Raw genomic sequence first — 25,327 nt, forward strand, 5'->3', positions numbered from 1 at the left:
GTCAGACCAGCCTGCGCACCGCCAGAACCAGAAAGATGAGGCAGATGAGCCAGACGGCAAGGATGAAGATCAGGCCGCTTCGGCCGGAAGGGCGTTCGATGCGTCTTGCAGCTTCCTCGCGAAGCTCGCTCATCAAGTCGGGCGGGACGAGCCGCGTCGCCAGCAGGATGCCGAGCGGCACGATGACGAGATCGTCGAGATAGCCGAGCACAGGAATGAAATCCGGGATGAGATCGACCGGCGACAGGGCATAGGCCGCGACGGCGCCCGCCACTGCTTTTGCATACCAGGGCACCCTGGCATCGCGCGCGGCAAGCCACAGGGCGACGATGTCACGCTTCAGTGACTTCGCCCAGTTTTTGGCTTTTGATATCAGTTGCATGGCCGATCTTCCTGAATCGAATTCGCAAAGGCTTCAAGCAAAATCTCTTGAGGTCGTCGGCTGCCTTATTCTTCCATGCTTCCGCCCTCTTTCCTTTCTAGCGTCGGACGCTAAAACAATTTTTCTAGAGGATTCAAAAGGGATAATCATGCAAGGCCTGTTCAAACACGCCTCCGTTTCGCTGCTCGCTCTGACGCTGCTTCTGCCGGCTGCGGCTTACGCACAGACGACAAAGACGGTACCCGAGAGCCAGATGCAGATGCAGCTCTCCTTCGCGCCGCTGGTCAAGCAGACATCCGGCGCTGTCGTCAATGTCTATGCGGAAAAGACCATCCAGCGCCAGTCGCCCTTTGCCGGCGATCCCTTCTTCGAGCAGTTTTTCGGCCAGCAGATGCCAAACCGTTCGGAAAAGCAGTCCTCGCTCGGCTCGGGCGTCATCGTCGAGGCGAACGGCACCGTCGTCACCAACAATCACGTCGTCGAGGGCGCCGACGACATCAAGGTGGCGCTGCCGGATGGCCGCGAATTCCCCTGCAAGGTGGTGCTGCGCGATGACCGTGTCGATCTCGCCGTGCTGAAGATCGATACCAAGGAGAGCTTCCCGACGCTGCCGATCGGCAATTCCGATGCGGTCGAGGTCGGCGATCTCGTGCTGGCAATCGGCAATCCCTTCGGCGTTGGCCAGACGGTGACGAGCGGCATCGTCTCCGCACTTGCCCGCAACCAGGTGGTCAGGAACGAGTTCGGCTTCTTCATCCAAACCGACGCCTCGATCAATCCTGGCAATTCCGGTGGCGCTCTGATGAACATGAAAGGCGAGCTGATCGGCATCAACACGGCGATCTTCTCGCGCGGCGGCGGCTCGAACGGCATCGGCTTCGCCATTCCCGCCAATCTTGTCAAGGTCTTCCTCGCTTCGGCCGACGCCGGCGTCAAATCTTTCGAGCGGCCCTATGTAGGCGCGAGCTTCGATGCCGTGACCTCTGAAGTCGCTGAGGCGCTGGGGCTGAACAAGGTTCGCGGCGCGCTCGTCGTCAAGGTTTCGGAGGGCGGCCCGGCCGCCAAGTCCGGATTGAAGGCCGGCGAAATCGTCACCGCTGTCGACGGTATTTCCGTCGAACATCCGGATGCGCTGCTTTACCGGCTGACGACGGCCGGCCTCGGCAAGTCGGTCAAACTCACCGTCGTCGAGAACGGCCGCGAGCAGCAGCTGTCGCTGACGCTCGATCGCGCCCCGGAAACCTCGCCGCGAGATCAGCGCACCATCGGCGGGCGCACCCCCTTCAGCGGCGCTGTGGTCGAGAACCTGTCGCCGCGTGTTGCCGATGAATTACGCATGCCGCCGGAATCGGCAGGCGTCGTCGTCTCCGAGGTGAAGGAGGATTCGCCGGCCGCCCGTCTCGGTTTCGAGCCGAAGGACATCATCGTCTCGATCAACGGCACCGAGGTGAAGTCCACCAGCGAACTTTCCGAAATCGCCGAGAGCGACCCCGGCCTCTGGCGGGTCGAGATCGAGCGCGACGGTCAGCGGATCCGGCAGTTCTTCCGATGAGCAACGATCTCTTCGCGCCGAGTGTTCCGGAGGAGGTCGCCGCCAGGCGGCCGCTTGCCGACCGGCTGCGGCCGAAGACGCTTGCCGAGGTCACCGGTCAGGAGCATCTGACCGGTGAGGATGGCGTACTGAAGCGGATGATCGAAAGCGGCTCGCTCGGCTCGATGATCTTCTGGGGGCCGCCCGGCACCGGCAAGACGACGGTGGCGCGTCTGCTGTCCGGCGAGGCGGGGCTGGCCTTCGAGCAGATCTCGGCGATCTTTTCCGGCGTCGCTGATCTGAAGAAGGTATTCGAGACTGCCCGCCTTCGCCGCATGGACGGCCGCCAGACGCTGCTGTTTGTCGACGAGATCCATCGCTTCAACCGCGCCCAGCAGGACAGTTTCTTGCCTGTCATGGAGGATGGCACCGTCATCCTTGTCGGCGCCACCACCGAAAACCCGTCCTTCGAACTCAACGCCGCTCTTTTATCGCGGTCCCGCGTGCTAACGTTCAAATCGCATGACGAGCAGAGCCTGGAGGAATTGCTGAAACGCGCCGAGGCGATCGAGCAGAAGCCGCTGCCGCTGACGGAGGAAGCCCGCGCCAGCCTGATCCGCATGGCCGATGGCGACGGCCGCGCGGTGCTGACGCTTGCCGAGGAGGTCTGGCGGGCCGCGCGCGAGGGCGAGAGTTTCGACACCGAAGGTCTGACGCGCATCGTCCAGCGCCGCGCGCCGGTCTATGACAAGGCGCAGGATGGCCATTACAATCTGATCTCGGCACTGCATAAATCCGTGCGCGGCTCGGACCCGGACGCCGCCCTCTATTATCTCGCCCGCATGTTCGATGCCGGCGAGGATCCGCTCTATCTCGGCCGGCGGCTGGTGCGCATGGCGGTGGAGGATATCGGTCTTGCCGATCCGCAGGCGCTGGTGATCTGCAATGCCGCCAAGGATGCCTATGAGTATCTCGGCTCGCCGGAAGGGGAGCTGGCGCTGGCCCAGGCCTGCGTCTATCTCGCCACCGCGCCGAAATCCAATGCCGTCTACACCGCCTTCAAGGCCGCAAGCCAGGCCGCCAAGCAGAACGGCTCGCTCCTGCCGCCGAAGCATATCCTCAACGCGCCGACCAAGCTGATGAAGGGCGAGGGGTATGGCGAAGGTTATCGCTACGACCATGACGAGCCCGACGCCTTTTCCGGCCAGGACTATTTCCCGGAGAAGATGGGCCGGCAGACCTTCTATGACCCGCCGGAGCGTGGTTTCGAGCGCGACATCCGCAAGCGGCTGGAATGGTGGGCGAAGCTTCGCAAGGAGCGCAATCCGCGCTAACGCCTCCAGCTATTCGGTTGGCGAACGCGGCTCAGCCGCCAAGAGCGATGGCTATTGCAACCAGCAGCAATCCGAGGCACGTCATCGTCATGCCTGCCTGAAGGGGCCTGCCACCGGAAAATTTCGCCCACGCATAACCGGTCACAAACAGCAGCATGATCAGAAACAGGTTGCTGACCCTCAAGGCAAGGTGCGCCTCTTCAAGGAGAAAGAATGGGAGAACTGCCGGAATGGCGGTAGCCGAAACCAGCAGGAAGACGGCGATTGCGGCGGACAGATCGCCTTCCGATAACGACACTTTCACTGGGTCGGCCCGGCGTGTGAGCGTCAGCAGTGATCGATAGAGCGCGTCCGTGTCGGCGGCTTTCGCAGAGAATGGCGCTTCTTTAATCGGGAATTCGTTCGCGAGCACGGTGAGCGCTTCAGATTCGTTTCCGGCGGCTTTGATTTGCCGGAAAAGGCGCAGCCGCCTGCTCTTGTAAAACGTGGTACCCAGCACGAACAGGACGGCGTCGATGATCCCCCACGCGACATTGCATCCGATCGTCGCCACGATCAGCTCGTGGACATCTAATCCTTCTTCTTCAAAAACAAGCCTCGAACCAACCGTCAAGGTCAGCGCCATGATCAATCCGAAAAGGACTTCGCCGAGCGCATCACCTGGATCGATGATTTTGGTGATGCGATCGATCGGGTTCGAAGTCATGGACTACTCCCACGTAATGAAAATCAGCGCCGCGCGTCCTCGAGCCGATTTGCAGCTCGTGCCTGAAGAATTGTGATCGACGTAACCGCCTAACTCATTGATCGCGATCAAGGGTCAGGATGATTGGCCATATTCCCACCGGGGTCTTTTCCGATAGGGTGCCGTCTGCGCCTGCGCCTGCGCGGCGCTTCCGCGAGAGGAGGCCCGATGCTACCGCGGCGTCTTCTGATTGGCTGGCGCGGCGATTACCTTGACGGCGGATTCCGCCAGCCCGTGATGACCTTCCATATCGACGACGACGTGCCAGTGACCGCTTTCCGGAACGGCGAGCTTGACCGGCGATTTGCGCGCCACGCCGCCGATATATTTGAAATCGAGAACTTCGGTGAAGCGCTGGAAGTTCGGCGCCGTCATCAGGCGCACATTGTTCACCGCATTCAACGACACCTCGACGATCGTTCCGGCGCGTTGTTCCTTAAGATCGTAATGGGTGAAGCGGAAATTCGGTTTCGGCATCGGTCTCGCGGCATCTGAAGTCTCTGAGCCGAGATTTTACCAGCAGGCCGGTTAAAGAAAAGTTGGAAATCGGCTGTTCGGCCCGGCTGCGTTTTTGCGCTGCGCGGAAACGAGCGTGGAAGGGCTCAGAGCGCTGAGTAAACGATGTAAAGTTCGACGCAGGCGAGCAGAACGCTGAAGACGATCAGGGCCCAGGCGGTGCGCTTTTCGCGCATCTGCCGGCTGCCGCGCCTGATCCTGCGTGGGCCGAGAGGGTGGAAGGTGGAGGACATGATATTTCGCATGGCATTTGACCCTTGCAATGATGGCTAGAGTCTACTGCCGGCCGCGATAGGAAATCCATTCGCGGCGAGGGGCGAAAATATAGAAATGGCATAAAGGCGGGTGGCGGAAATTTCGAAGCAAGGGCTGAAAATGATGGCCGCTGCCGTCCGCGATGCCGATGCAAACATGGCGCTGCGAACAGGTCGAAGTCGAGGAGCTGATTCAATGATCGCAACTGCGGTCGCCTCAACCTTGTCGCCTTTCCTTGCCATCAGCTGCCGCGCCGGTTTTCTCGATCTTACTGCGTCACCACTGGATCGTTTCCGAGACCGGCGTCGGCACGCGCCGAAAGGCGAATGCCAATTGCCGCAAGTCGTTCTTTCCGCGCCAGGATGTGCCGCCGCCGCAGTCGGAAATGCGGGTGCATCGGCGGCATTAGTTTTGGCTCTTCAGGCCACAGCCGTTGTTTCGCTTGCAAAATCCGTGGAAAGGGCGAGCTCTCGCCAGGCGGCCAGTTCCTTTTCGACGCTCGCATGCTGCGCCTCGATCATGGCCACCGTATCGCTGCCGAACGGCATGCGCAGCGGCGGCTTGGCCGCGTTGACCATCGTCATGATGCCGGCGGCGAGCTTGGCAGGGTTGCCGGGCTGGGCATGGTCGGCGTCGGCGGCGAAATTGCGCATGTTGCCGGCCGGCGTGCCTTCGTAGTCGACAATCGAGGCCGGGCTCACCGCCAGCGACGTGTCGGAAAGAAAATCCGTCCGGAAGAAGCCGGGCTCTACGATCGTCACCTTGATGCCGAAGGGTTCGAGTTCGGCGGCCAGCGATTCCGACAGGCCTTCGACGGCGAATTTCGTCGAGCCGTAGATGCCCCAGCCGGGATAGCCGAAATAGCCGCCGCTTCAGCAATGCGCGCCACCGAACTCTCCGAACTTGCGGCCTTCGCGGCTGTGGCGCGCCACAAAAGCTTTCGCAAGGCGGGGGAGGAACGGGGCGTTACCGCCTCTGCCGTCAGCCACGCCGTGCTCAATCTCGAGGACCGGATCGGCGTCCGTCTGCTCAACCGCACGACACGCAGTGTCTCGCTGACCGAAGCCGGCGAACTCCTCGTCTCTCATCTCGATCCGGCCCTCGGGGAAATGGCGGCGGCGCTCGATGCGTTGAACCGTTACCGCGACACACCCTTCGGCAAGGTGAGGATCAATGTGCCGAATTCGATCGGTCCCTTCGTCATAGGCCGCGTCATTGCGCCGTTGCTCCAGCGCAATCCGAATTTGCAGTTGGAGATCAACGCGACTGACAGGCTGGTCGACATTGTCGAGGAGGGTTTCGATGCCGGCATCCGCTTCGGCGAGCGTGTCACCGAGGGCATGATCGCGCTACGCATCAAGCCGCGCATCCGCCTGGTCGTGGTCGGTTCGCCTGCCTATTTCGAGACCCGGCCGAAACCGGCGACACCGCACGAGCTCAAGGGCCATCTCTGCATCCAGAACATGTTTCCTTCAGGTGCGCGTTATGCCTGGGAATTCGAGAAGGATGGCCAGACCGTGAGCTTTCAGCCGACCGGACCATTGTCGCTCGACGATCACGAACTGATGACGCAGGCAGCGCTGGGCGGCGTCGGTCTTGCCTACATCTGGGAGCCCCGCGTCGAAAAGGCCATTGCCGGCGGCGAGCTGATCCAGGTGCTCGACGACTGGTGCCAGCCCGAGGAACCGCTTTATCTTTACTATCCCAGCCGCCGCCATATGTCGGCCGGCTTCAGGGCGGTCATCGACGCAATCAGGGCCGAGTAAGGATGCCCATTCCTATCCGCGCATGCTGGCAATCGTCCGAAGCGCCTCGAAATAAATCGTCAGGTCGCGGGCAGGATCCGCCGGCAGCGCGATCGCACGGAAAACCTTGCCTCCCGTTGCCTCGATCCCTCCGTCGATCATCAGGTTGTCGGCCATGCCGTGATTTTCAATTGCGATTCCATCCGGTCCGCGCGGGCGTCCGCTCGTTTCATCGATCGGCTGTCCCGCATACCAGGTCGAGCGAACACGCAAGCCGTAGTCGTCGGGGTGATTGGTATAGGCGAAGACCGATTTGCCGAGTGCAATCATGAAGCCGATCTCATAGACCGTACCCGGATCGGCGCTGACACCTCGAAACGGCGTGATGTTAGCCAGGCAGATCTCGGCTTTGCGCATGGCGGCATCGTTGCGTGCGTAGATCTCGGCGGCCGTCCGCTTCACCGGCGTCTGATTTTCGTCGCTGCCGGGACCGATCGGTTCGAAACCGAACTGGCGCGCCAATCGGCGTTTCTCGACCATGATGGGCGTGGCATCGGGAAGAAAGACTTCCGGGCCGGCAAGATAAATCGTGGTCATGGGTATCCTTCATGCCGGCGCGAGCCGAAGCGCCGGGGTTGGGGCAGGGCAGCTTATTTCCGACGGAAGCGCGGCAATTGGCAAGCCGCGCCGGCAGGGATTGTCGTTTTTCTTTTTCGGCTACCGGCTAATGCGGGCGCAGGAAAAGCCTAGGGTTCATGCCCCACACCCTTTTGACTCCGGTGGGCGAAGCGGCCAAAGATACCGCCATCGCCAGCATCATCGGGAGAGGTTGATGAAGGGTCGGACTTTGCCAGATCGAAGAGCGCCTAGGCGCCTCGGATACCTGTTTCCTGCCTTGGCGGCGGCGCTGCTGCTATCGGTGTCGGCAGTGCCGGGACAGGACATCGGGCCGCAAAGCCCGGGCTCGCGTGTGCAGGTCGAAAAACTCCTCCGTCTCTGGAAGGAGCATTTTGCCGGCGCCGACAGCCTGCAGGAGCGGCGGACAGCTTTCGAGCGGCTGATGCAAACGATGCCGGGACCGACGCGCATCCAGGTTCGGCAGGTCGATGCCGATGGCGTCGATGCAGAACTGATGTGGCCCGCCCGGCTTCATCACCCGATCGGTGAGAGGGTGATTCTCTATATTCATGGCGGCGGCTTTTCCGGCGGCTCCATCCGCACGCACGGCCTGTTCGCCGGCTCGCTCGCCAAGGCGGCATCCAGCGACGTGCTGCTGATCAATTATCGGCTGATGCCCGAATATACCTATCCCGCGCAGATCAACGACGCGGTGACGGCCTATCGCTGGCTTCTCGACAATGGCTATCGCAACGACAATGTCGTGGTGGCAGGCGACGGTGCCGGCGGCAATATCGCGCTCGAGACGGTGCTGCGGCAAATACAGGCCGGAAAGGCGCTGCCCGCCGCCGTCATCGCGCTCAGCCCCATCACCGATCTTGCCGCGACGGGCGGATCGATGACTTCGAATGCCGAAAGCGATCCGTTGGTCGGCAAAGACTGGCTCGAGACTTTGCGCAAGGCCTATCTCGGCCGAAAGTCCCCGAGCAACCCCCAGATATCCCCGCTCTATGCCGACCTGACCGGTTTTCCGCCGCTACTGCTGCAGGTCGGCTCCGGCGAAACCCTGCTGGACGACACGCTGCGCCTTGCCGACAAGGCGCGTCAGGCGGGTGTGGATGTCACCACCGAAGTCTGGCCGGGGATGCCGCATCAATGGCAGCTGTTTCCCGCTCTGCTCGACGATGCCGACCGTTCCAGCCAGACTATCGCCGCGTTTGCAATCCGACATTTTGCGGACAAACCGCAGGAGTAGCGGCCCACGCCTCATTGTGATGTGCCGCGCGATGGAGAGGGCGCAAGAGGCCTCTCGACCTCCCGGCCGACGCTAAGCGCCTTTCGTACGTTCGGCTCCAGCCGCTCGATATAGGCGTGGTCGGGTGCGGCACCCAGCGCATCCAGCATTTTCGAGAAGAAACAGCGGGCCGCTGCCGCCGCCGTGACGTCGAAGATTTCGGCGTCGCTCAGCCCGTGTTTTTTCAACCCGTCTATATCCTGCTGCGTGACCGATGTCGCATCGCGCGCCACCTTGGCGGCAAAGGCCATGATCGCGCGTTCGCCGGCTTCGATCGGCGCCTTTTCCGTCTCGTTGACGACGGCCGTCAGCCCGTCGCTGGTAAACCCCTCGCGCAGCAGCACGGAGCCGTGCGCCAGCATGCAATAAGAGGATTTCAGCTCCTTAGCCGCTGCCAGCGTCACCAGTTCGTAGCGCCTGAGGCTCATGTGGCCGCGAATGCTCGAAAGGAGCGCCGCCCAGCACTCCATCACCTCCGGCCGGTGGCCGAAGGCACGATACATGTTCGGCAGATAGCCATAATTGGCCTCGGCCGACGCGTACATCGATGTCGTTTTCTCGCTGGCGGATGCGTTGGGGGTGTGAATGAAAGCCATGGCATGGTCCTCCTCTATTGCGAGAAGGATAGGGTAGATCTGCCCGACAGCAATCCTGTGCCGCCAGTTCGAGCCTACCGTCAGCCCGCGTAATTCGGTGGTGCCGCAGACTGCTTAAGAGGCCCGGGTGATCGCGCTGTCATTGTTCGCCGAAACGCCACCATGTCTCTTGATCGGAAGGGTGACGGTGAACGTCGATCCGCACCCTCTTGCGCTTTGCACCTCTATCGAGCCCTGGTGCAGTTCGACGATCTGCTTCACCAGGTTGAGGCCGATGCCGGTTCCGGCAATCCCCGTCGAAGTGCGGGCGCGGAAATAGCGCTGAAACAGCAGAGGCACGTCTTCGGCATCGATCCCCACTCCGTCGTCGCTGATCGAAACCCTGACGTTGCCGGTTTCCTCCCAGGCTGCAATCCGAATCTCGGAGGTCCCGGGGGCATATTTCACGGCATTGGAGAGCAGATTGGTGAATACCTGCGCCAATGTGCGGGGATCGGCATCGATGAATTCCGGCAGCCCGTCTATGTCAATCACGAAGCTGTGCGTCTTCGAGATCGTCGACTGCCGCTCGCAGCAGCTTCGGATCAGTGATCTGAGCGCGCAGGCGCCGTAACTGATATCGATCGTGCCGGTATCGAGGCGGCCGGCTGACAGAATACTCTCCATGAGATCGACGATGCGGCTTACCGATGCACGGATCTGTTCGGCTTTGTCGCTCAGAAATTCGGGCTCGACTGCGCCGCCTTTTCGCAGCAGCCGTTGCGCGGCAGCGTCGATGATTGCGAGCGGCGTGCGGAACTCATGCGATGCCATCGCCACGAACTGCCGCTGCAATTCGTTGATGTTTCTTTCCTGCGTGAGCATTCGCTCCACCTCACGCGCCTGCCGCTCGACCTCAGCCGTGCGGTTGCGCACCGTAACTTCGAGCTGATCGTGGTGGCGGCGCAGTTCTTCGGCCAGCCGCACGGTCTTGGTGACGTCCTCATGGGTGGCCACATAACCACCATTCTGCATCGGATTGTGAGTGATCTTGACGATGCGGCCGTCGGTGAGCGCGATGTTCTGGCTGGCCGGCGCACCGAGCGCCGTCGCTTCGAAGACGACGTCAAAATAGGTGGCGGTGTCAGCCGGTCCATTTCCCTGCTCGGCCCGATAGGCCAGAATATTTGCGAGCGGCGTTCCCGCTTGTGTCAGTCGATCCGGCAGATTGTACATCCGCGCGTAGGAGTCATTGCACAATATCAGCTTCCTGGTTGAATCGAACATGCACAGCCCATGCGGCATGTTGCTAAGGGCTGCGTCGAAGCGGTGGTGTTGCTCGGCCAGGCTGTCTTCGACGCGAATGAGCGTCGAGATGTCTTCATAGCTCAGGATCCAGCTTCCCTCTCTTGAGGGCGCGCAGGTCAGCGAGATCATCCGCCCGTCGGGCAACGCAAACTGGGAGGCTTGCGGCTTGCCGGTCGGCGACCGCGAACATGCCGCTACACGACAGTCCGAGGTACCCGGCAACTCGTCGATATCCATTCCCTTCCGCAGGGCGCCCTCCGGAAGGCCGAGAACCTCCAGCGCGCGGGAATTGAAAGCCGTCACCATATTGGCAGAATCAAGCAGAACAACGCCCTGCGGCAGGTTTTCCAGAATGGATTCGAACGAATGCGGCATCATCCGGCCCTGCTTCAGATCTGGCGCGCTGCGCATATCCGTAGCATTGGTCAGAAACTATAAAGTTTCGCTAATGTCCGTCGATCCGAGCTCTTCGACGAAGACCAGGCCTTTTCCCGCTGTTCAGCCGAGTCCGGCCAGTTGCTCGTCCAGAAGGTCAAGGCTGTCTTCTTCCACCTCGTTGACATCGCTCGGCATCGGCTCGCCGGTTTCCCGATAGACAAGCAAGGCGACGTACATTGTTGTCATGGTGAGCGCATTGCAGCGGGTTTTCCGGCGGCCTCGGAGAGCCGGCGGAGCGTCCCGCGCTCATCCTCGCTGTAGATCAGATCGGAGAAAGAGCGGCCGGTCTGATCTGCGCCATCGCCCCAGCCGCGGATTGCCGCCAGGGCGGCCTCGGCTTCCGGCGCAGCAATCTCGCTCTTTGCGATGTGCACGACCAGGGACGCCGCGACGGCAGCCAAGCGCCGGGCCTGTGCGCGGGCCGGTAGGGCGGTGAGTTCAGTACGCAGGTTCATGTCTTCGATCTCCAAAGCGGTGGAACAAAGCCATTAACATATCGAGGGCCTTCGTGCCTTCGTGGCAGCGGAGAAGAGCCTGAATCTCCGGGAATTTGCGACCGATCCGCTCCTCTGTGAGAGGTGATATTCCAGGTCCCGGCTAGTTCGAAATTTAGATCGATCCAAACTTCACCCTTAGGCCTTATCAAAAAAGCATGACGACAAATGCCGGAAAAATGGTGAATCCATTAAATTTCTCTTGACATAATTGGAACGTTCCAAATATCTAAGAGCATCGGCACAATCGGAGAGGGGCATGACAAAGGCGCGGGTCACCGTCATCGACATTGCGAAGGCCGCCGGCGTTTCGAAGTCGACGGTGTCGCTGGTGCTGCAGGGCTCCTCGTTGGTCAATGAGGCGACGCGCGCCAAGGTCAATGCCGTGATGCGGGAGCTCGGCTATGTCTATAATCGCGGCGCGGCGAACCTCCGCCAGGCTGGGGCCAAGTCGAGGATCATCGGCGTCGTCGTCAATGATCTGACGAACAGCTTCTTTGCCGAGCTGGCTGTCGGTGTCGACATGGTCGTTCAATCGGCCGGCTTCGTGCAGTTCCTGTCCAACACCGGCGAGAGCATCGACAGGCAGCGTGAGGTTGTCGCGTCGATGCGTGAGCACGGCATTTCGGGGCTCGTCGTATCGCCGGCCCGCGCCACCGATGCTGCCGATTTCAAGCCGCTCGTGGCAGCAGGGATTCCTGTCGTGGTTGTCGTTCGAAATCTCCCAGGCGCCAAAGTCTCGTCCATCGTCTCCGACAACCGGTCCGGCATGGTCTCGGCGGTCAAGCACCTGGCCGGCCTCGGTCACAAGCGCATCGCCTTTCTCGGCGGTTTTCCGGACACCGCCGTCTTCGACGATCGGCTTGCCGGTTATCGAAGCGGTATCGATGCCGCCGGGCTCGACTATCACGAAGAATTCGTCATCTCGTCGGCTCCGTCGCGGGCCGGCGGGGTCGAGGCGATCGGAAAGGCGATTGCGCTCGGCCGCCGGCCGACCGCAGCCGTCTGCTTCAACGATGCCGTAGCCTTCGGTGTTTGCGACGGATTGCGCGCGCGTCGCCTGGAGCCTGGCGCCGACTTCGCCGTGGTGGGGTTCGACGACGTCATTGAGGCGCAGGCGGCGGTTCCGGCGCTGACGACGGTCTCGGTCGACCCGCAGGGCATCGGGCGCCGCGGCGCACAGATGCTGCTCAAGCAGATCAATGCGGGCAAGGCCGAGGCGGAGACGGTGACGACAGCCGTTCGGCTGGTCGTTCGCGATAGTTGCGGTGCCGGCAAGAGCGTAACATCGAAACAGGACGCTGTGTAATGCACATGAAGAAGCATCTCACCCCAGCCGAAGCGGCCGCGCTCATTCCAGATGACGCCGTCGTCACGGTATCGTCTTCGAGCGGTCTCGGTTGCCCGGACCTGATGCTGAAGGCGATTGGCGAGCGTTTCGAGGCGACCGGCCATCCCCGTGACATCACGACTCTGCACCCGATCGCTGCCGGCGACATGAGCGGCATCAGGGGCGTCGATTACATTGCCAGGAAGGGCCTGCTCAAGTGCATCATCGGCGGCTCCTATCCATCCGGGCCGTCATCGTCCGAGCCGCCGCTGATCTGGCAGATGATCTCCAACAATGAGATCCGGGCCTACAACATTCCCTCCGGCATCCTCTTCGACATCCATCGCGAAGCCGCCGCCAAGCGGCCGGGCGTGCTGACCAAGGTCGGTGTCGACACATTCGTCGATCCCCGGCGACAGGGCTGCGCGATGAACGAGCTGGCTTCGCAACAGCAGGTGGTTAAGCGCGTCAGCTTCGAGGGTGACGACTGGCTGTTCTTCCCCTCGATCGTCCCTCAGGTCGCCATCATCCGCGCCACCACCGCCGATGAGCGCGGCAACCTGACATACGAACATGAAGGCGCCTATCTCGGCGGTCTCGATCAGGCGCTTGCCGCCCGCAACAATGGCGGCATCGTCATCGCCCAGGTCAAGCGGATCACCAAGGAGGGCTCGCTGAAACCGCATGACGTCCGGGTGCCGGGAATGCTGGTCGACTACATCGTCGTCGATCCCGATCAAAAGCAGACGACGCAGACGGGGTATGACCCGGCGATTTCGGGAGAAATCTTCCGCCCGCTCGATAGCTTCCACGTTCCGGAATTCAATGTTCAGAAGGTCATCGCACGCCGTGTCGCGCAAGAGTTGCAGTCGGAAAGCTGCGTCAATCTCGGCTTCGGCATCTCGGCCAACGTGCCGCGCATCCTGCTGGAGGAGGGGCTCCACGGTGCCGTCACCTGGGTCATCGAGCAAGGCGCGGTCGGCGGCGTGCCGCTGCTCGATTTCGCCTTTGGCTGCGCGTCCAATGCGGATGCCTTCATGCCGTCCCCCTATCAGTTCACCTATTTCCAGGGTGCGGGCTTCGATGCGTCGCTGCTCTCCTTCCTCGAGATCGGCAAGGACGGCTCGGTCAACGTCTCCAAGCTTTCTTTCCGGCCGCATGTGACGGCCGGCGCCGGCGGCTTCGTCGATATCACTGCGCGGGCGAAGAAGATTGTCTTCTCCGGCATGTTCAACGCCGGAGCGAAACTTTCGATCGCAGATGGGGGACTCCTCATCGAAAAAGAAGGCAAGCTGAAGAAGCTGGTGAACGAGGTCGAACACGTCACTTTCAGCGGCAGGCGGGCGATCGAGCAAGGGCAGGACATCACCTATGTCACCGAGCGGTGCGTGATGAAGCTGACCCCTGATGGCATCGTCCTCAGCGAGATCGCCCCCGGCGTCGATCTTCAATCCCAGATTCTCGATCAGTCCGAATTTCCGCTGATCGTCGCGCCCGACCTGAAGGTTATGGACGCTGCGCTTTTCGAGGATGCCAAGATCGGTCTTTCGCTTCCGGTCAAGAAGGCGCGGGTGCTGGAGGGCACGTTCCATGGCTAGCGGAACTGTCAAAATCGAAGTCGAAGGACATGTCGCGACCTTGACGATCTCGCGTCCGGAGAAGCTGAACGCACTCGATCTCGACATGCTGAAAGCCTTGGCGGAGGCGGCCGACGCGGTGGAGGCGAATGCGGATGTGCGCGCTGCCGTTCTGACGGGCGAAGGAAAGGGTTTTTCCGCCGGAGGCGACATCAAGGCCTGGGGCGGAATGCTGCCGCAGGAGTTCGGCCATGCCTGGGTTCGGCACGGCCACCGCATCTTCGAAAGATTGGCGACCCTGCGGATGCCGCTGATCGCGGCTTTGAACGGCCATGCCCTCGGGGGCGGGCTGGAGCTTGCGGGTGTCGCCGACATTCGCCTCGCCGAGGAACACATCAGGATCGGCCTGCCGGAGACCGGCCTTGGAATGGTGCCGGGCTGGTCGGGGACCCAGCGTCTCGTGCGCCGGTTCGGCGCGCAGGTCGTCCGGCGCATGGCCTTAGGCGGCGAGATCTTCACCGCCGAGGAGGCGCGCCGGTTCGGTATCGTCGACGCCGTCGTTCCCACAGGAAACGCGCTGGCTGCCGCCCGCGACTATGCTGAGCGCATCGCGGCAAGAGGGCCGGCGGCCATCGAGATCGCCAAGTTGATGATCGCATCGGCGAATAGCGAAGACAACGGAACCGCGGTCGAAGCCCTGGGCTCGATCCTCGCCGCGAAGACCGGCGATCTGAAAGAGGGCGTCGCATCATTCAGCGAGAAGCGCCCGGCAACGTTCAAGGGAGAATGGTAATGACGGTCCTCGTCAACCCCACGGCGCTCAGCGACCACAAGGCGCGTGATTTCAAGATGCTGATCGACGGTAAATGGGTGACTGGCGCCTCCGATCCGATCGAACGTATCGCGCCGAGCCATGGCGTCGTGGTCAGCCGGTTCCCGGCCGGCAGCCGGAAGGATGCCGAGCGCGCCATTGCTGCGGCACGAAAGGCCTTCGATGAAGGGCGGTGGCCGCGCATGACCGCGTCCGAACGCTCCGCCATCCTGCTCAAGGCTGCCGATCTGATTGCCGCGCGTGCCGAAGAGTTGGCATTTCTCGATGCCATTGAGGCGGGCAAGCCCATCACCCAGGTACGGGGCGAAATTGCCGGCTCGGTCGACATCTGGCGCTATGCGGCGGCTCTCGCACGCGACCTCCACGGTGAAAGCTACAACACGCTCGGCGACGGCACGCTCGGCGTCGTCCTGCGCGAAGCGATCGGCGTTGTCTCGATTATCACGCCCTGGAACTTCCCGTTCCTGATCGTCGGCCAGAAGCTGCCCTTCGCGCTCGCCGCCGGCTGCACGACCGTGGTCAAGCCTTCGGAGCTGACGTCGGGATCGACGCTGGTCTTGGGCGAAATCCTGCAGCAGGCGGGCATTCCGAATGGTGTCGTCAATATTGTCACCGGTACGGGACCTGAGGTCGGCGCGGTCATGACGTCTCATCCAGACGTCGACATGGTCTCCTTCACCGGCTCGACCGGTGTCGGAAAACTGACGATGACAAATGCGGCGCAGACGCTGAAGAAGGTCTCGCTGGAACTCGGCGGCAAGAACCCGCAGATCGTTTTCCCGGATGCCGATCTAGATGCCTTCATCGATGCCGCCGTCTTCGGCGCCTATTTCAATGCCGGCGAGTGCTGCAACGCCGGCTCGCGGCTGATCCTTCACAAGTCGATCGCCTCAGACGTCGTCAGGCGGGTTGCCGAACTGTCGAAGGGCGTGAAGGTCGGCGATCCCCTTGATCCCTCTACGCAGGTCGGCGCGATCATCACGCCGCAGCATCTGGAGAAGATTTCAGGCTATGTCGCCGGCGCCAGGAGCAGCGGCGCCCGCGTCGCCCATGGCGGCGAGACGATCGACCTCGGCATGGGGCAGTTCATGTCGCCGACGATCCTCGAAGCCGTCACGCCCGATATGGCGGTGGCGCGCGAGGAAGTCTTTGGTCCGGTCCTGTCGGTCCTGACATTCGAGACGACTGCCGAAGCGGTGAGGATTGCCAATTCCATCGAATACGGCCTGTCGGCCGGTGTCTGGAGCCGCGATTTCGACACCTGCCTGACGATCGGCCGGTCGGTGCGGGCGGGCACGGTCTGGATGAACACCTTCATGGACGGCGCCTCGGAGCTTCCCTTCGGCGGCTACAAGCAGAGCGGCCTTGGCCGCGAACTCGGCCGTCATGCGGTGGAGGACTACACCGAGACCAAGACGCTCAACATGCATATCGGCAAACGCACCGGTTGGTGGATGCCGCAGACGGAAAAGCCGGTCTAGCTGGCAAAGCGACTACGCCCGGGGAGGGCAGGTGATCGATGCGGGAATGGTCCCGCATCTTCCAAGAGGGAACTGGGAGGTTCTTCGATGAATAGGTTTTTGACCACGACGGCGATGATCGCATTGGCTCTGGCGGGCGCCCATGTCTCGGCCCACGCAGCCGACGTGAAGGAAGTGCAGATGCTGCACTGGTGGACGTCAGGCGGCGAGGCAGCTGCTTTGAATGTCTTGAAGGAGGATCTGTCGAAGGAAGGTTTTGCCTGGAAGGATGTGCCGGTGGCCGGCGGCGGCGGTGATGCGGCGATGACGGCGCTGAAGGCGATGGTGGCGGCCGGCACCTATCCGACGGCCTCGCAGATGCTCGGTTATACCGTGCTCGATTATGCCCAGGCTGGCGTGATGGGCGACCTGACCGAGACGGCCAAGAAGGAAGGCTGGGACAAGTCGGTGCCGGCGGCGCTGCAGAAGTTCTCCGTTTATGACGGCAAGTGGGTCGCAGCCCCGGTCAACGTCCACTCGGTCAACTGGCTGTGGATCAACAAGGCGGTGATGGACAAGATCGGCGGCACCCAGCCGAAGAGCTTCGACGACCTGATCGCGCTGCTCGACAAGGCGAAGGCTGCCGGCGTCATCCCCTTGGCGCTCGGCGGCCAGAACTGGCAGGAAGCGACGATGTTCGATTCCATCGTGCTGTCGACCGGCGGTCCGGAATTCTACAAGAAGGCGTTCAACGACCTCGACGAGGCGTCGCTGAAGTCGGACACGATGAAGAAGTCCTTCGACAACCTGGCGAAGATCGTCAAATATGTCGATCCGAACTTCTCCGGCCGCGACTGGAACCTGGCGACCGCCATGGTCATCAAGGGTGATGCGCTGGTGCAGGTGATGGGCGACTGGGCCAAGGGCGAATTCGTTGCCGCCAAGAAGACCCCGGACAAGGACTTCCTGTGCTACCGCTTCCCCGGCACCGACGGCAGCGTCATCTACAACTCCGACATGTTCGGCATGTTCAACGTCCCCGACGACCGCAAGGCCGCACAGGTGGCGCTGGCAACGGCAACGCTGTCGAAGAGCTTCCAGTCGGCCTTCAACGTCGTCAAGGGTTCGGTGCCGGCCCGCACCGACGTTCCCGACACCGACTTCGACGCCTGCGGCAAGAAGGGCATTGCCGATCTGAAGGCCGCCAATGAGGGCGGTACGCTGTTCGGCTCGCTCGCCCAGGGTTACGGTGCGCCGCCGGCGATCGCCAATGCCTATAAGGACGTCGTTTCGAAGTTCGTCCACGGCCAGATCAAGAGCTCCGACGAAGCCGTCACCCAGCTCGTCCAGGCAATCGACGACGCCCGCTAAGGGTCGTCGATGACAATGCTTCCCCGCGTGATCTCGCGGGGAAGCTTCAGGCTCCGCAGCGATCAATGCCGAGCGATCCTGCGGGAAGGGAGATGATATCCATGAGCACAGTTGCGACCACCGATCCGGTTCTCACACAAGCGACGCCGATCTCGCTGCGGGGCCGGCTGCAGGATGCGCTGCCGAAGATCGTCCTGGCGCCGAGCTTCGTCATCACCCTGGTCTTCGTCTACGGCTTCATCGTCTGGACGGCCTATCTGTCGTTCACCAATTCCAAGACCTTCCCCTCTTATGCGTTGACCGGGGCACGCGCCTATCAGCGGCTGTGGCGCTGGACCTTCGAGAGCGACCCGCCGTCCTCCTGGTATACCTCGATCACCAACATGGCGATCTTCGGCTTCCTCTATGTCGGCATCTGCTTAGGCCTTGGCCTGCTGCTCGCCATCCTGCTCGACCAGAAGATCCGTGGCGAGGGGCTGTTGCGCCCGATCTTCCTCTATCCGATGGCGCTCTCCTTCATCGTCACCGGGGTGGCCTGGAAGTGGTTCCTCGATCCCGGCCTTGGGCTCGAGCAGACGCTGCACCACTTCGGCTGGACCAGCTTTCACTTCGACTGGATCAAGAACAAGGACTTCGTCATCTATACCGTCGTCATCGCCGGTGTCTGGCAGGCCTCGGGCTTCGTCATGGCGATGTTCCTGGCCGGGCTTCGCGGTATCGACGGCGAGATCATGAAGGCGGCACAGATCGACGGCGCCTCGCCCTTCCAGCTCTACCGCCGCATCGTCATTCCGCTGTTGCGGCCGATCTTTCTCTCCGCCTTCATCGTGCTCGCCCATATGGCGATCAAGTCCTACGACCTCGTCGTGGCGCTGACCTCGGGCGGGCCGGGCGGCTCGGCCTGGCTGCCGTCCAACTTCATGTATGAATATACCTTTAAGCGCAACGAGATGGCCGTCGGCTCGGCCAGCGCCATCATCATGCTGATGACCATCTCGGCGATCATCGTGCCCTATCTCTATTCCGAACTGAAGGAGAAGACGCGATGAGCATCTCGGCTTCCTCTCCCTCCCATTCCAACAACAACAGCCGCTTTCTCGGCCGGCTGGTCATCTACGGCCTGCTGGTGATCTTCGCCATCCTCTACCTGATGCCGCTCTTCGTCATGCTGACCACCTCGTTCAAGACGATGGACGAGATCCAGGGCGGCAACATGCTGGCGCTGCCGGAGGCCCCGACCTTCGATCCCTGGATCAAGGCCTGGGGCGAGGCCTGCGTCGGGCTGACCTGCGCCGGCATCAAGGGCTACTTCTGGAACTCGATCAAGATGGTGGTGCCGGCCGTGGCGATCTCCACCATCATGGGAGCGCTGAACGGTTATATCCTGACCAAATGGCGCTTTCCCGGCCATACGCTGGTGTTCGGGCTGATGCTGTTTGCCTGCTTCATCCCGTTCCAGTCGGTGCTCTTGCCGATGGCGACCATCCTCGGCTCGCTCGGCCGCTTCGGCGTCACGCTGCAGAACGCCACCGGCTTTTCCTTCGGCTTCGGCAATTCGACGGTCAACCTGGTCTTCGTCCATGTCGTCTACGGCTTGGGCTTCACCACGCTGTTCTTCCGCAATTTCTACGAGGCGTTCCCGACCGAGCTGGTGCGCGCCGCCCAGGTCGACGGCGCCAGCTTCTTCCAGATCTTCCGCCGCATCATGCTGCCGAACTCGCTGCCGATCATCGTCGTCACCGTCATCTACCAGTTCACCAATATCTGGAACGACTTCCTGTTTGCCTCGGCCTATGCCGGCACCGGTGACTCCATGCCGATGACGGTGGCGCTCAACAATGTCGTCAACACCTCGACCGGGGTGGTCGAATACAATGTCAACATGGCCGCGGCGATGATCGCCGCCGTTCCGACACTCATCGTCTATATCCTCGCCGGCCGCTACTTCGTGCGCGGTCTGATGGCGGGCGCAGTCAAAGGGTAAGTCATGGCCTTCCTGGAAATCTCCGGTCTCAGAAAACGCTTCGGCGCCGTCGACATTCTCAAGGGGATCGACCTTGAACTCGAAAAGGGCGGCTTCCTGGTGCTGGTCGGCCCGTCCGGCTGCGGCAAGTCGACCCTGCTCAACACCATTGCCGGGCTGGAGACGATCACCTCAGGCGATATCCGGATCGACGGGCGCGACATCAGCGGCCTGCATCCCTCCAAGCGCGATATCGCCATGGTGTTCCAGTCCTATGCGCTCTATCCGAACATGACGGTGGCCGGCAATATCGCCTTCGGCATGGAAATCCGCGGCGTGCCGAAGGAGGAACGGGCCAAGGCGATCAAGCAGGTCTCCGACATGCTGCAGATCGGCCATCTGCTCGATCGCAAGCCGAGCCAGCTCTCCGGCGGCCAGCGCCAGCGCGTCGCCATGGGCCGGGCTTTGGTGCGCAACCCGCAGGTCTTCCTGTTCGACGAACCCTTGTCCAATCTCGACGCCAAGCTGCGTGTCGACATGCGCACCGAGATCAAGCGGCTGCACCAGCGCATGGGCACCACCTTCGTCTATGTCACCCATGACCAGATCGAGGCGATGACGCTGGCGACCAAGATCGCCGTGCTGAAGGACGGGGTGCTGCAGCAGTTCGGCACGCCAGCCGAGATCTATAACAGCCCGGCCAATCTCTTCGTCGCCGACTTCATGGGATCGCCGGCGATGAACCTGCTGACCGCCACCGTCGAGAACGGCGCCTCCGGGCTTGCCGTCGCACTCGAACGGCCGAATGGCGCGCCGCTCAGGCTGCCGGTCGTCTCCGGCAATCACGGCCTGTCCGCCTATGCCGGCAAGCCGGTGATCTTCGGCATCCGCCCCGAAGCCTTGACCGATCCCGACGGCGCCGACCGCAAGGCGCGCTCGCTGACCGAGGACGATTGCCTGATCGAAGTGGTCGAACCGGCCGGCTCCGACACCTTCGCCGTCACCAAGCTCGGCGGTAAATCCGTCGTCGCCCGCCTGCGCGCCGATGCCGGCATTGCGCCGGGCCAGAACACCCGTCTCGCCTTCAATCTCGACAAGGCCGTGTTCTTCGATCCCGACAGCCAGATGCGGATCGCGTGAGGGCCAGAGGCTAAGATGAGCAGTTCACCAGACATCGTCATCATCGGCTCAGGCGTCGGCGGCTCCACTGTCGCCGCCGGCCTGGCCGCGACCGGCGCTGACATATTGATCCTCGAAGCCGGCGACCACATTGCCGATCTTCCTGTCAACCGTGACCAGCGCGCCATCTTCCAGCGAGGGCATTTCCGCCCGAGGGAAGTCTGGTACGAGGCGAACGGCAAGGGTTTCAATCCCGGCAACTATTACAATGTCGGCGGCAATTCGAAATTCTACGGCGCCGTCTTGTCGCGCTATCGCAAAGAAGACTTCGGTGTGATCGAACACCGCGAAGGCGTGTCACCGGCCTGGCCCTTTACTTATGAGGAGTTGGAGCCCTGGTACTCGAAGGCGGAGCGGATGTATCAGGTCCGCGGCAGTCTCGGCGACGATCCGACCGAACCTTATCACTCGACTGCTTACGAATTCCCGCCCGTGCCCGACGAGGCGCCGATCGCCGATGTCCGGGCGCGCCTCAAGGCGAAAGGCCTGCATCCGTTTTCGCTGCCGCTCGGCCTCGATCTTGACGCCTGGCTCTCCAAGGCGCGCACGCCCTGGGACGCCCATCCGAATGCAAGGGACGGCAAGATGGACGCCGAGACCGCCGCACTTTCGGTGGCATTGAGACACAAGAACGTCCGGCTCGAAACCAATGCACGCGTGACACGGCTCGATACCGGATCAGGCAGCCGGATCGACCGGGTCACCTATGTCAAGGATGGTGAAACGCTGACTGTCTCGGCTGACATCGTCATCCTTTCGGCAGGGGCGGTCCAATCGTCGGTGCTGTTGCTTCGGTCGAAAAACGACCGCTTCCCCAAGGGCCTCGCCAACTCGTCCGATCAGGTGGGCCGCAACTTCATGAACCACAACGCTTCCGCCGTGATCGGCGTTTCGCCACGGTTCAGCAACACCGCCGTCTATCAGAAGACCTTTGCCTTCAACGATTTCTATCTCTCCGACGGAGAGGGTGGTCGGCCACTCGGCAACGTGCAGCTCCTGGGCCGCATCTCCGAAAAGGTTCTGAAGGGCTCTCTGCCGCAGGCTCCGGAATGGCTTCTGCGCTTCATCACAGGTCATGCCATCGACTTCTACGCGATGAGCGAAGACGTGCCCAATCCCGAAAGCCGCGTCATGGTCGATGGCGATCGGATCATTCTCCAATGGCAGAGAACCAACTGGGACGCCCATCTGGCGCTTGTCGCCAAGCTGAAGGCGATCCTGCGGTCGATCGGGTTTCCGATCGTGCTGTCGCGGCCCTTCGACAAGCGCACACCCTCCCATCAGTGCGGGACGATCCGGATCGGCAGCGACTCTGCGACGGCGCCGCTCGATCACTATTGCCGGTCCTACGATCACGAAAACCTCTTCGTCGTCGACGCCGGTTTCCTGCCCACCTCGGCTGCGGTTAATCCGGCGCTGACCGTCGCCAGTCAGGCGCTCAGAGTTGCCGATCACATCGGGTCGAAGGACCTGCAGGCAAAAGCAGATCCATTGGTGCGGGCCGGCCTCACATAGGACAGTAAAATGGGATTCGATTATATCATCACCGGTGCCGGTCCTGCAGGCTGCGTCCTGGCAAACCGGCTCAGCGAAGATCCTGATGTCAAGGTGCTGCTTCTCGAAGCCGGCGGCGGCGACTGGAATCCGCTTTTTCATATGCCCGCCGGCTTCGCCAAGATGACCAAGGGCGTGGCCAGTTGGGGTTGGCAGACCGTTCCCCAGAAGCACATGAAGGGCAGGGTGCTTCGCTACACACAGGCGAAGGTCATCGGTGGCGGCTCGTCCATCAACGCCCAGCTCTACACGCGCGGAAACGCGGTCGACTACGATCTCTGGGCCAGCGAAGACGGCTGCGAGGGCTGGGACTATCGCTCGATCCTGCCCTATTTCAAACGGGCCGAGGACAATCAGCGCTTCGCCGACGACTACCACGCCTATGGCGGTCCGCTGGGTGTGTCGATGCCGGCGGCAGCGCTGCCGATCTGCGATGCCTATATCCGTGCAGGGCAGGAGCTCGGCATTCCCTATAATCACGATTTCAACGGCCGCCAGCAGGCCGGCGTCGGATTTTACCAGCTGACGCAGCGCAACCGCCGCCGGTCCTCGGCATCGCTCGCCTATCTCTCGCCGATCAGGGACCGGAAGAACCTGACCGTCCGGACCGGCGCGCGCGTCGCGCGGATCATCGTCGAAGGAGGCCGAGCGACCGGCGTCGAGATCGCGACCGCTCGCGGCTTGGAAATCCTGCGCGCCGAACGTGAGGTCCTGGTGTCTTCGGGCGCGATCGGGTCGCCGAAGCTGCTTCTGCAGTCCGGCATCGGGCCGGCCGATCACCTCAAATCGGTGGACGTCAAGGTGAACCACGATTTGCCCGGAGTCGGCGGCAACCTGCAGGATCACCTGGATCTTTTCGTCATCTCCGAATGCACCGGCGATCACACCTATGACGGCGTCGCGAAGCTGCACCGCACGCTCTGGGCCGGGGTTCAATATGTCCTGTTCCGCACCGGCCCGGTCGCCTCGTCGCTCTTCGAGACCGGCGGCTTCTGGTATGCCGATCCCGAAGCGCGGTCTCCCGATATCCAGTTCCACCTCGGTTTGGGATCAGGCATCGAAGCCGGCGTCGAGAGGCTGAAGAATGCCGGCGTGACCCTCAACTCCGCCTATCTGCATCCGCGCTCGCGAGGCACGGTGCGTCTGTCATCCGCCGACCCGGGTGCCGCACCCTTGATCGACCCCAACTACTGGTCCGATCCGCACGACAGGAGGATGTCGCTGGAGGGGCTGAAGATCGCTCGCGAAATCATGCAGCAGGCGGCGCTGAAGCCTTATGTCATGGCCGAACGGCTTCCCGGGCCGAAGGTCATGACCGACGAGCAGCTTTTCGACTATGGCTGCGCCAACGCCAAGACCGACCATCATCCCGTCGGCACCTGCAAGATGGGGACTGGGCCTGACGCTGTCGTTGGACTGGATCTCAAGGTGCACGGGTTGGAAGGCCTCAGGGTCTGCGATTCCTCGGTCATGCCGCGCGTGCCGTCCTGCAATACCAATGCGCCGACGATCATGGTCGGCGAAAAGGGTTCCGATCTCATTCGAGGCCTGCCGCCGCTGCCTTCCGCCATCTTCGCCTACGAACGCAACGATACGAGGCCGCGCGCCCGTGCGGAAATCCAGTAAGCCCTTTCGAGAGGAGGTACGACAATGTCTGAAGTGAGGGTTGCAGTGCTTGGCGCCTCGGGCTGGATGGGAAAGGTCCACACCATGGCCTATCAGACCTTTCCGCATTTCTTCGGCGTGTCGGCTGGAACGGCGCGGATCGTGACGCTTGTCGACGGCAATCCGGATGTCGCCGAGGGTCTTGCCAACCGGGCGCCCGGTGCAAGGATCCTTCAGGATTGGCATCCGGCCGTTGCCGATCCCGATGTCGACCTGATCGATATCTGCTTGCCCGACCATCTTCATTATCCCGTGGCCAAGGCGGCGTTGCTAGCCGGCAAGCATGTCTATTGCGAGAAGCCCTTGGCCAATACCGCTGACGAAGCGCGGGAACTGGCCGAGATCGCCAGAGAAAAAGGTGTGATCACGCGTGTCGGTCACGCCTTTCCGCGAAATCCTGTCCATGATCTGGCAAAGGACATCATCGATTCAGGTGAAATTGGCGAGATCAAACTGTTTCGCGGCTGCCAACATGTCGACATGTATGGTGATCCCACCGCGCCCTTCATGTGGCGCGCCGATGGCAAGCTCGCGCCGACGGGGATCGTCGGCGACACCGGCTCGCATATCTTCAGCTTCATGGATTTCCTGGTCGGCCGCGTCAGCTCCTTGATCGCCGACAATCTCATCGTAACTCCGCGCCGGCCCGTCGTCGAGGGGCTTGCCTATGGCGAGCAGGTGAAGCTTACGGGAAGCGAATCCTGGGCCGATATCACCAATCCGGACGCGACGAACTTGCTGTGCCGGTTTGCCAACGGCGCCGGCGGCATCGTCGATTTCAGCCGCGTCGCGACCGGACGCAAATTCATGCAGACCTACGAGGTCTACGGAACGAAAGGCAGCATTGCCTATACGTATGACGAGATAAACCGGCTGCGCTTTTACTCCAATGATGACCGGACGGGGCGGCGGGGATTTCGCGAGATCGACGTGGGGCCGGAAAACCCCACCTTCCGCGCTTTCCTGCCTCTGCCGAATTTCGGCATCGGTTATAATGAAAGCAAGATCATCGAGGTCGCCGAAGTGATCCGCTCGATCGTCTCAAACAGACCGATGTGGCCGACATTCGATACCGGGCACCACATCTGCCAGATCGTCGATGCGTGCATGGAGTCCTCCCGGCAGAAGCGCTGGGTCGACATCCCGCTCGGATAAATGCCG

The 25,327-nt window shown here is 62.0% G+C and carries 24 protein-coding genes and 1 pseudogene; 15 read left to right on the forward strand and 10 right to left on the reverse strand.

The window, feature by feature from the left end:
* Position 1: 1 nt before the first annotated feature.
* Positions 2–382, reverse strand: coding sequence for a YkvA family protein (locus AMC88_RS08755; protein ID WP_029531502.1), 381 nt, complete (start codon positions 380–382; stop codon positions 2–4).
* A 148-nt stretch (positions 383–530) separates the two neighbouring features.
* On the opposite strand from AMC88_RS08755, the gene AMC88_RS08760 reads away from it, so the two are divergent.
* Positions 531–1,934, forward strand: a complete 1,404-nt coding sequence (locus tag AMC88_RS08760; RefSeq protein WP_012483489.1) for a DegQ family serine endoprotease — start codon at positions 531–533, stop codon at positions 1,932–1,934.
* Positions 1,931–3,247, forward strand: a complete 1,317-nt coding sequence (locus tag AMC88_RS08765; protein WP_012483490.1) for a replication-associated recombination protein A — start codon at positions 1,931–1,933, stop codon at positions 3,245–3,247. Before AMC88_RS08760 ends, AMC88_RS08765 begins: the two co-directional genes overlap by 4 nt.
* A gap of 31 nt (positions 3,248–3,278) precedes the next feature.
* Here the strand turns inward: AMC88_RS08765 and AMC88_RS08770 are convergent, their stop codons facing one another.
* The 4 genes and pseudogenes from AMC88_RS08770 to AMC88_RS08780 form a co-directional block, all read right to left on the reverse strand.
* On the reverse strand, positions 3,279–3,953 hold the full coding sequence (locus AMC88_RS08770; protein ID WP_012483491.1) for a VIT1/CCC1 transporter family protein: 675 nt from the start codon (positions 3,951–3,953) through the stop codon (positions 3,279–3,281).
* 210 nt (positions 3,954–4,163) lie between these two features.
* Positions 4,164–4,469 (reverse strand): DUF1883 domain-containing protein, encoded by a 306-nt coding sequence (locus AMC88_RS08775; protein ID WP_012483492.1) that lies wholly within the window; start codon positions 4,467–4,469, stop codon positions 4,164–4,166.
* Positions 4,470–4,594: 125 nt separating this feature from the next.
* Positions 4,595–4,753, reverse strand: coding sequence for a hypothetical protein (locus AMC88_RS33565; RefSeq protein WP_020465368.1), 159 nt, complete (start codon positions 4,751–4,753; stop codon positions 4,595–4,597).
* Between the two features lie 429 nt (positions 4,754–5,182).
* Positions 5,183–5,632: pseudogene (locus AMC88_RS08780) on the reverse strand (SDR family NAD(P)-dependent oxidoreductase); the annotation flags it as partial.
* A gap of 9 nt (positions 5,633–5,641) precedes the next feature.
* Between AMC88_RS08780 and AMC88_RS08785 the strand changes: the two are divergent.
* Positions 5,642–6,529 (forward strand): LysR family transcriptional regulator, encoded by an 888-nt coding sequence (locus AMC88_RS08785; protein WP_012483495.1) that lies wholly within the window; start codon positions 5,642–5,644, stop codon positions 6,527–6,529.
* Positions 6,530–6,541: 12 nt separating this feature from the next.
* Here AMC88_RS08785 and AMC88_RS08790 read toward each other — a convergent pair whose 3' ends face one another.
* Positions 6,542–7,105: a nucleoside 2-deoxyribosyltransferase gene (locus tag AMC88_RS08790; protein WP_012483496.1), complete on the reverse strand. Its 564-nt coding sequence runs from the start codon at positions 7,103–7,105 to the stop codon at positions 6,542–6,544.
* 235 nt (positions 7,106–7,340) lie between these two features.
* Here AMC88_RS08790 and AMC88_RS08795 point away from each other — a divergent pair, with 235 nt between their 5' ends.
* A complete protein-coding gene (locus AMC88_RS08795; protein WP_012483497.1) occupies positions 7,341–8,381 on the forward strand; it encodes an alpha/beta hydrolase in 1,041 nt (346 codons plus the stop codon).
* 11 nt (positions 8,382–8,392) lie between these two features.
* Here AMC88_RS08795 and AMC88_RS08800 read toward each other — a convergent pair whose 3' ends face one another.
* From AMC88_RS08800 to AMC88_RS08810, 4 genes are all read right to left on the reverse strand, one after another.
* Positions 8,393–9,016, reverse strand: a complete 624-nt coding sequence (locus AMC88_RS08800; protein ID WP_012483498.1) for a carboxymuconolactone decarboxylase family protein — start codon at positions 9,014–9,016, stop codon at positions 8,393–8,395.
* Between the two features lie 114 nt (positions 9,017–9,130).
* A complete protein-coding gene (locus tag AMC88_RS08805; RefSeq protein WP_041683872.1) occupies positions 9,131–10,681 on the reverse strand; it encodes a sensor histidine kinase in 1,551 nt (516 codons plus the stop codon).
* A 120-nt stretch (positions 10,682–10,801) separates the two neighbouring features.
* Positions 10,802–10,927, reverse strand: coding sequence for a hypothetical protein (locus tag AMC88_RS34485; protein WP_257784691.1), 126 nt, complete (start codon positions 10,925–10,927; stop codon positions 10,802–10,804).
* Positions 10,924–11,196, reverse strand: a complete 273-nt coding sequence (locus AMC88_RS08810) for a hypothetical protein (RefSeq protein WP_012483500.1) — start codon at positions 11,194–11,196, stop codon at positions 10,924–10,926. The genes AMC88_RS34485 and AMC88_RS08810 overlap by 4 nt, the downstream gene beginning before the upstream one ends.
* Before the next feature lie 298 nt (positions 11,197–11,494).
* Here AMC88_RS08810 and AMC88_RS08815 point away from each other — a divergent pair, with 298 nt between their 5' ends.
* The 11 genes from AMC88_RS08815 (at position 11,495) to AMC88_RS08865 (ending at position 25,321) form a co-directional block, all read left to right on the forward strand.
* A complete protein-coding gene (locus AMC88_RS08815) occupies positions 11,495–12,544 on the forward strand; it encodes a LacI family DNA-binding transcriptional regulator (RefSeq protein ID WP_012483501.1) in 1,050 nt (349 codons plus the stop codon).
* Between the two features lie 5 nt (positions 12,545–12,549).
* Entirely contained in the window at positions 12,550–14,163 is a 1,614-nt protein-coding gene (locus AMC88_RS08820; RefSeq protein WP_170960112.1) for an acyl CoA:acetate/3-ketoacid CoA transferase, read from the forward strand.
* Positions 14,156–14,935, forward strand: a complete 780-nt coding sequence (locus AMC88_RS08825; protein ID WP_012483503.1) for an enoyl-CoA hydratase/isomerase family protein — start codon at positions 14,156–14,158, stop codon at positions 14,933–14,935. The genes AMC88_RS08820 and AMC88_RS08825 overlap by 8 nt, the downstream gene beginning before the upstream one ends.
* On the forward strand, positions 14,935–16,455 hold the full coding sequence (locus tag AMC88_RS08830; protein ID WP_012483504.1) for an aldehyde dehydrogenase family protein: 1,521 nt from the start codon (positions 14,935–14,937) through the stop codon (positions 16,453–16,455). Before AMC88_RS08825 ends, AMC88_RS08830 begins: the two co-directional genes overlap by 1 nt.
* Positions 16,456–16,542: 87 nt before the next feature.
* On the forward strand, positions 16,543–17,805 hold the full coding sequence (locus AMC88_RS08835; protein ID WP_064825143.1) for an ABC transporter substrate-binding protein: 1,263 nt from the start codon (positions 16,543–16,545) through the stop codon (positions 17,803–17,805).
* Positions 17,806–17,906: 101 nt separating this feature from the next.
* A complete protein-coding gene (locus tag AMC88_RS08840) occupies positions 17,907–18,854 on the forward strand; it encodes a carbohydrate ABC transporter permease (RefSeq protein ID WP_012483506.1) in 948 nt (315 codons plus the stop codon).
* A complete protein-coding gene (locus tag AMC88_RS08845) occupies positions 18,851–19,789 on the forward strand; it encodes a carbohydrate ABC transporter permease (protein WP_012483507.1) in 939 nt (312 codons plus the stop codon). Before AMC88_RS08840 ends, AMC88_RS08845 begins: the two co-directional genes overlap by 4 nt.
* A gap of 3 nt (positions 19,790–19,792) precedes the next feature.
* Positions 19,793–20,908 carry an ABC transporter ATP-binding protein gene (locus tag AMC88_RS08850; protein ID WP_012483508.1) on the forward strand — a complete coding sequence of 372 codons (1,116 nt, stop codon included), beginning with the start codon at positions 19,793–19,795 and terminating at the stop codon, positions 20,906–20,908.
* Between the two features lie 15 nt (positions 20,909–20,923).
* Positions 20,924–22,462, forward strand: a complete 1,539-nt coding sequence (locus AMC88_RS08855; RefSeq protein WP_064825144.1) for a GMC oxidoreductase — start codon at positions 20,924–20,926, stop codon at positions 22,460–22,462.
* A 9-nt stretch (positions 22,463–22,471) separates the two neighbouring features.
* Positions 22,472–24,127: a GMC family oxidoreductase gene (locus AMC88_RS08860; RefSeq protein WP_041683610.1), complete on the forward strand. Its 1,656-nt coding sequence runs from the start codon at positions 22,472–22,474 to the stop codon at positions 24,125–24,127.
* Between the two features lie 24 nt (positions 24,128–24,151).
* Entirely contained in the window at positions 24,152–25,321 is a 1,170-nt protein-coding gene (locus AMC88_RS08865; RefSeq protein ID WP_012483511.1) for a Gfo/Idh/MocA family protein, read from the forward strand.
* Positions 25,322–25,327 lie beyond the last annotated feature (6 nt).

This window comes from Rhizobium phaseoli (assembly GCF_001664385.1).
In the GTDB taxonomy this organism is placed as follows: domain Bacteria; phylum Pseudomonadota; class Alphaproteobacteria; order Rhizobiales; family Rhizobiaceae; genus Rhizobium; species Rhizobium phaseoli.

What these genes read in the sequence shown, in the direction of transcription:
- AMC88_RS08755 (WP_029531502.1), bottom strand. Translation starts at nt 382, where the DNA reads ATGCAACTGATATCAAAAGCCAAAAACTGGGCGAAGTCACTGAAGCGT.
- AMC88_RS08760 (WP_012483489.1), top strand. Translation starts at nt 531, where the DNA reads ATGCAAGGCCTGTTCAAACACGCCTCCGTTTCGCTGCTCGCTCTGACG.
- AMC88_RS08765 (WP_012483490.1), top strand. Translation starts at nt 1,931, where the DNA reads ATGAGCAACGATCTCTTCGCGCCGAGTGTTCCGGAGGAGGTCGCCGCC.
- AMC88_RS08770 (WP_012483491.1), bottom strand. Translation starts at nt 3,953, where the DNA reads ATGACTTCGAACCCGATCGATCGCATCACCAAAATCATCGATCCAGGT.
- AMC88_RS08775 (WP_012483492.1), bottom strand. Translation starts at nt 4,469, where the DNA reads ATGCCGAAACCGAATTTCCGCTTCACCCATTACGATCTTAAGGAACAA.
- AMC88_RS33565 (WP_020465368.1), bottom strand. Translation starts at nt 4,753, where the DNA reads ATGCGAAATATCATGTCCTCCACCTTCCACCCTCTCGGCCCACGCAGG.
- AMC88_RS08785 (WP_012483495.1), top strand. Translation starts at nt 5,642, where the DNA reads ATGCGCGCCACCGAACTCTCCGAACTTGCGGCCTTCGCGGCTGTGGCG.
- AMC88_RS08790 (WP_012483496.1), bottom strand. Translation starts at nt 7,105, where the DNA reads ATGACCACGATTTATCTTGCCGGCCCGGAAGTCTTTCTTCCCGATGCC.
- AMC88_RS08795 (WP_012483497.1), top strand. Translation starts at nt 7,341, where the DNA reads ATGAAGGGTCGGACTTTGCCAGATCGAAGAGCGCCTAGGCGCCTCGGA.
- AMC88_RS08800 (WP_012483498.1), bottom strand. Translation starts at nt 9,016, where the DNA reads ATGGCTTTCATTCACACCCCCAACGCATCCGCCAGCGAGAAAACGACA.
- AMC88_RS08805 (WP_041683872.1), bottom strand. Translation starts at nt 10,681, where the DNA reads ATGATGCCGCATTCGTTCGAATCCATTCTGGAAAACCTGCCGCAGGGC.
- AMC88_RS34485 (WP_257784691.1), bottom strand. Translation starts at nt 10,927, where the DNA reads ATGACAACAATGTACGTCGCCTTGCTTGTCTATCGGGAAACCGGCGAG.
- AMC88_RS08810 (WP_012483500.1), bottom strand. Translation starts at nt 11,196, where the DNA reads ATGAACCTGCGTACTGAACTCACCGCCCTACCGGCCCGCGCACAGGCC.
- AMC88_RS08815 (WP_012483501.1), top strand. Translation starts at nt 11,495, where the DNA reads ATGACAAAGGCGCGGGTCACCGTCATCGACATTGCGAAGGCCGCCGGC.
- AMC88_RS08820 (WP_170960112.1), top strand. Translation starts at nt 12,550, where the DNA reads ATGAAGAAGCATCTCACCCCAGCCGAAGCGGCCGCGCTCATTCCAGAT.
- AMC88_RS08825 (WP_012483503.1), top strand. Translation starts at nt 14,156, where the DNA reads ATGGCTAGCGGAACTGTCAAAATCGAAGTCGAAGGACATGTCGCGACC.
- AMC88_RS08830 (WP_012483504.1), top strand. Translation starts at nt 14,935, where the DNA reads ATGACGGTCCTCGTCAACCCCACGGCGCTCAGCGACCACAAGGCGCGT.
- AMC88_RS08835 (WP_064825143.1), top strand. Translation starts at nt 16,543, where the DNA reads ATGAATAGGTTTTTGACCACGACGGCGATGATCGCATTGGCTCTGGCG.
- AMC88_RS08840 (WP_012483506.1), top strand. Translation starts at nt 17,907, where the DNA reads ATGAGCACAGTTGCGACCACCGATCCGGTTCTCACACAAGCGACGCCG.
- AMC88_RS08845 (WP_012483507.1), top strand. Translation starts at nt 18,851, where the DNA reads ATGAGCATCTCGGCTTCCTCTCCCTCCCATTCCAACAACAACAGCCGC.
- AMC88_RS08850 (WP_012483508.1), top strand. Translation starts at nt 19,793, where the DNA reads ATGGCCTTCCTGGAAATCTCCGGTCTCAGAAAACGCTTCGGCGCCGTC.
- AMC88_RS08855 (WP_064825144.1), top strand. Translation starts at nt 20,924, where the DNA reads ATGAGCAGTTCACCAGACATCGTCATCATCGGCTCAGGCGTCGGCGGC.
- AMC88_RS08860 (WP_041683610.1), top strand. Translation starts at nt 22,472, where the DNA reads ATGGGATTCGATTATATCATCACCGGTGCCGGTCCTGCAGGCTGCGTC.
- AMC88_RS08865 (WP_012483511.1), top strand. Translation starts at nt 24,152, where the DNA reads ATGTCTGAAGTGAGGGTTGCAGTGCTTGGCGCCTCGGGCTGGATGGGA.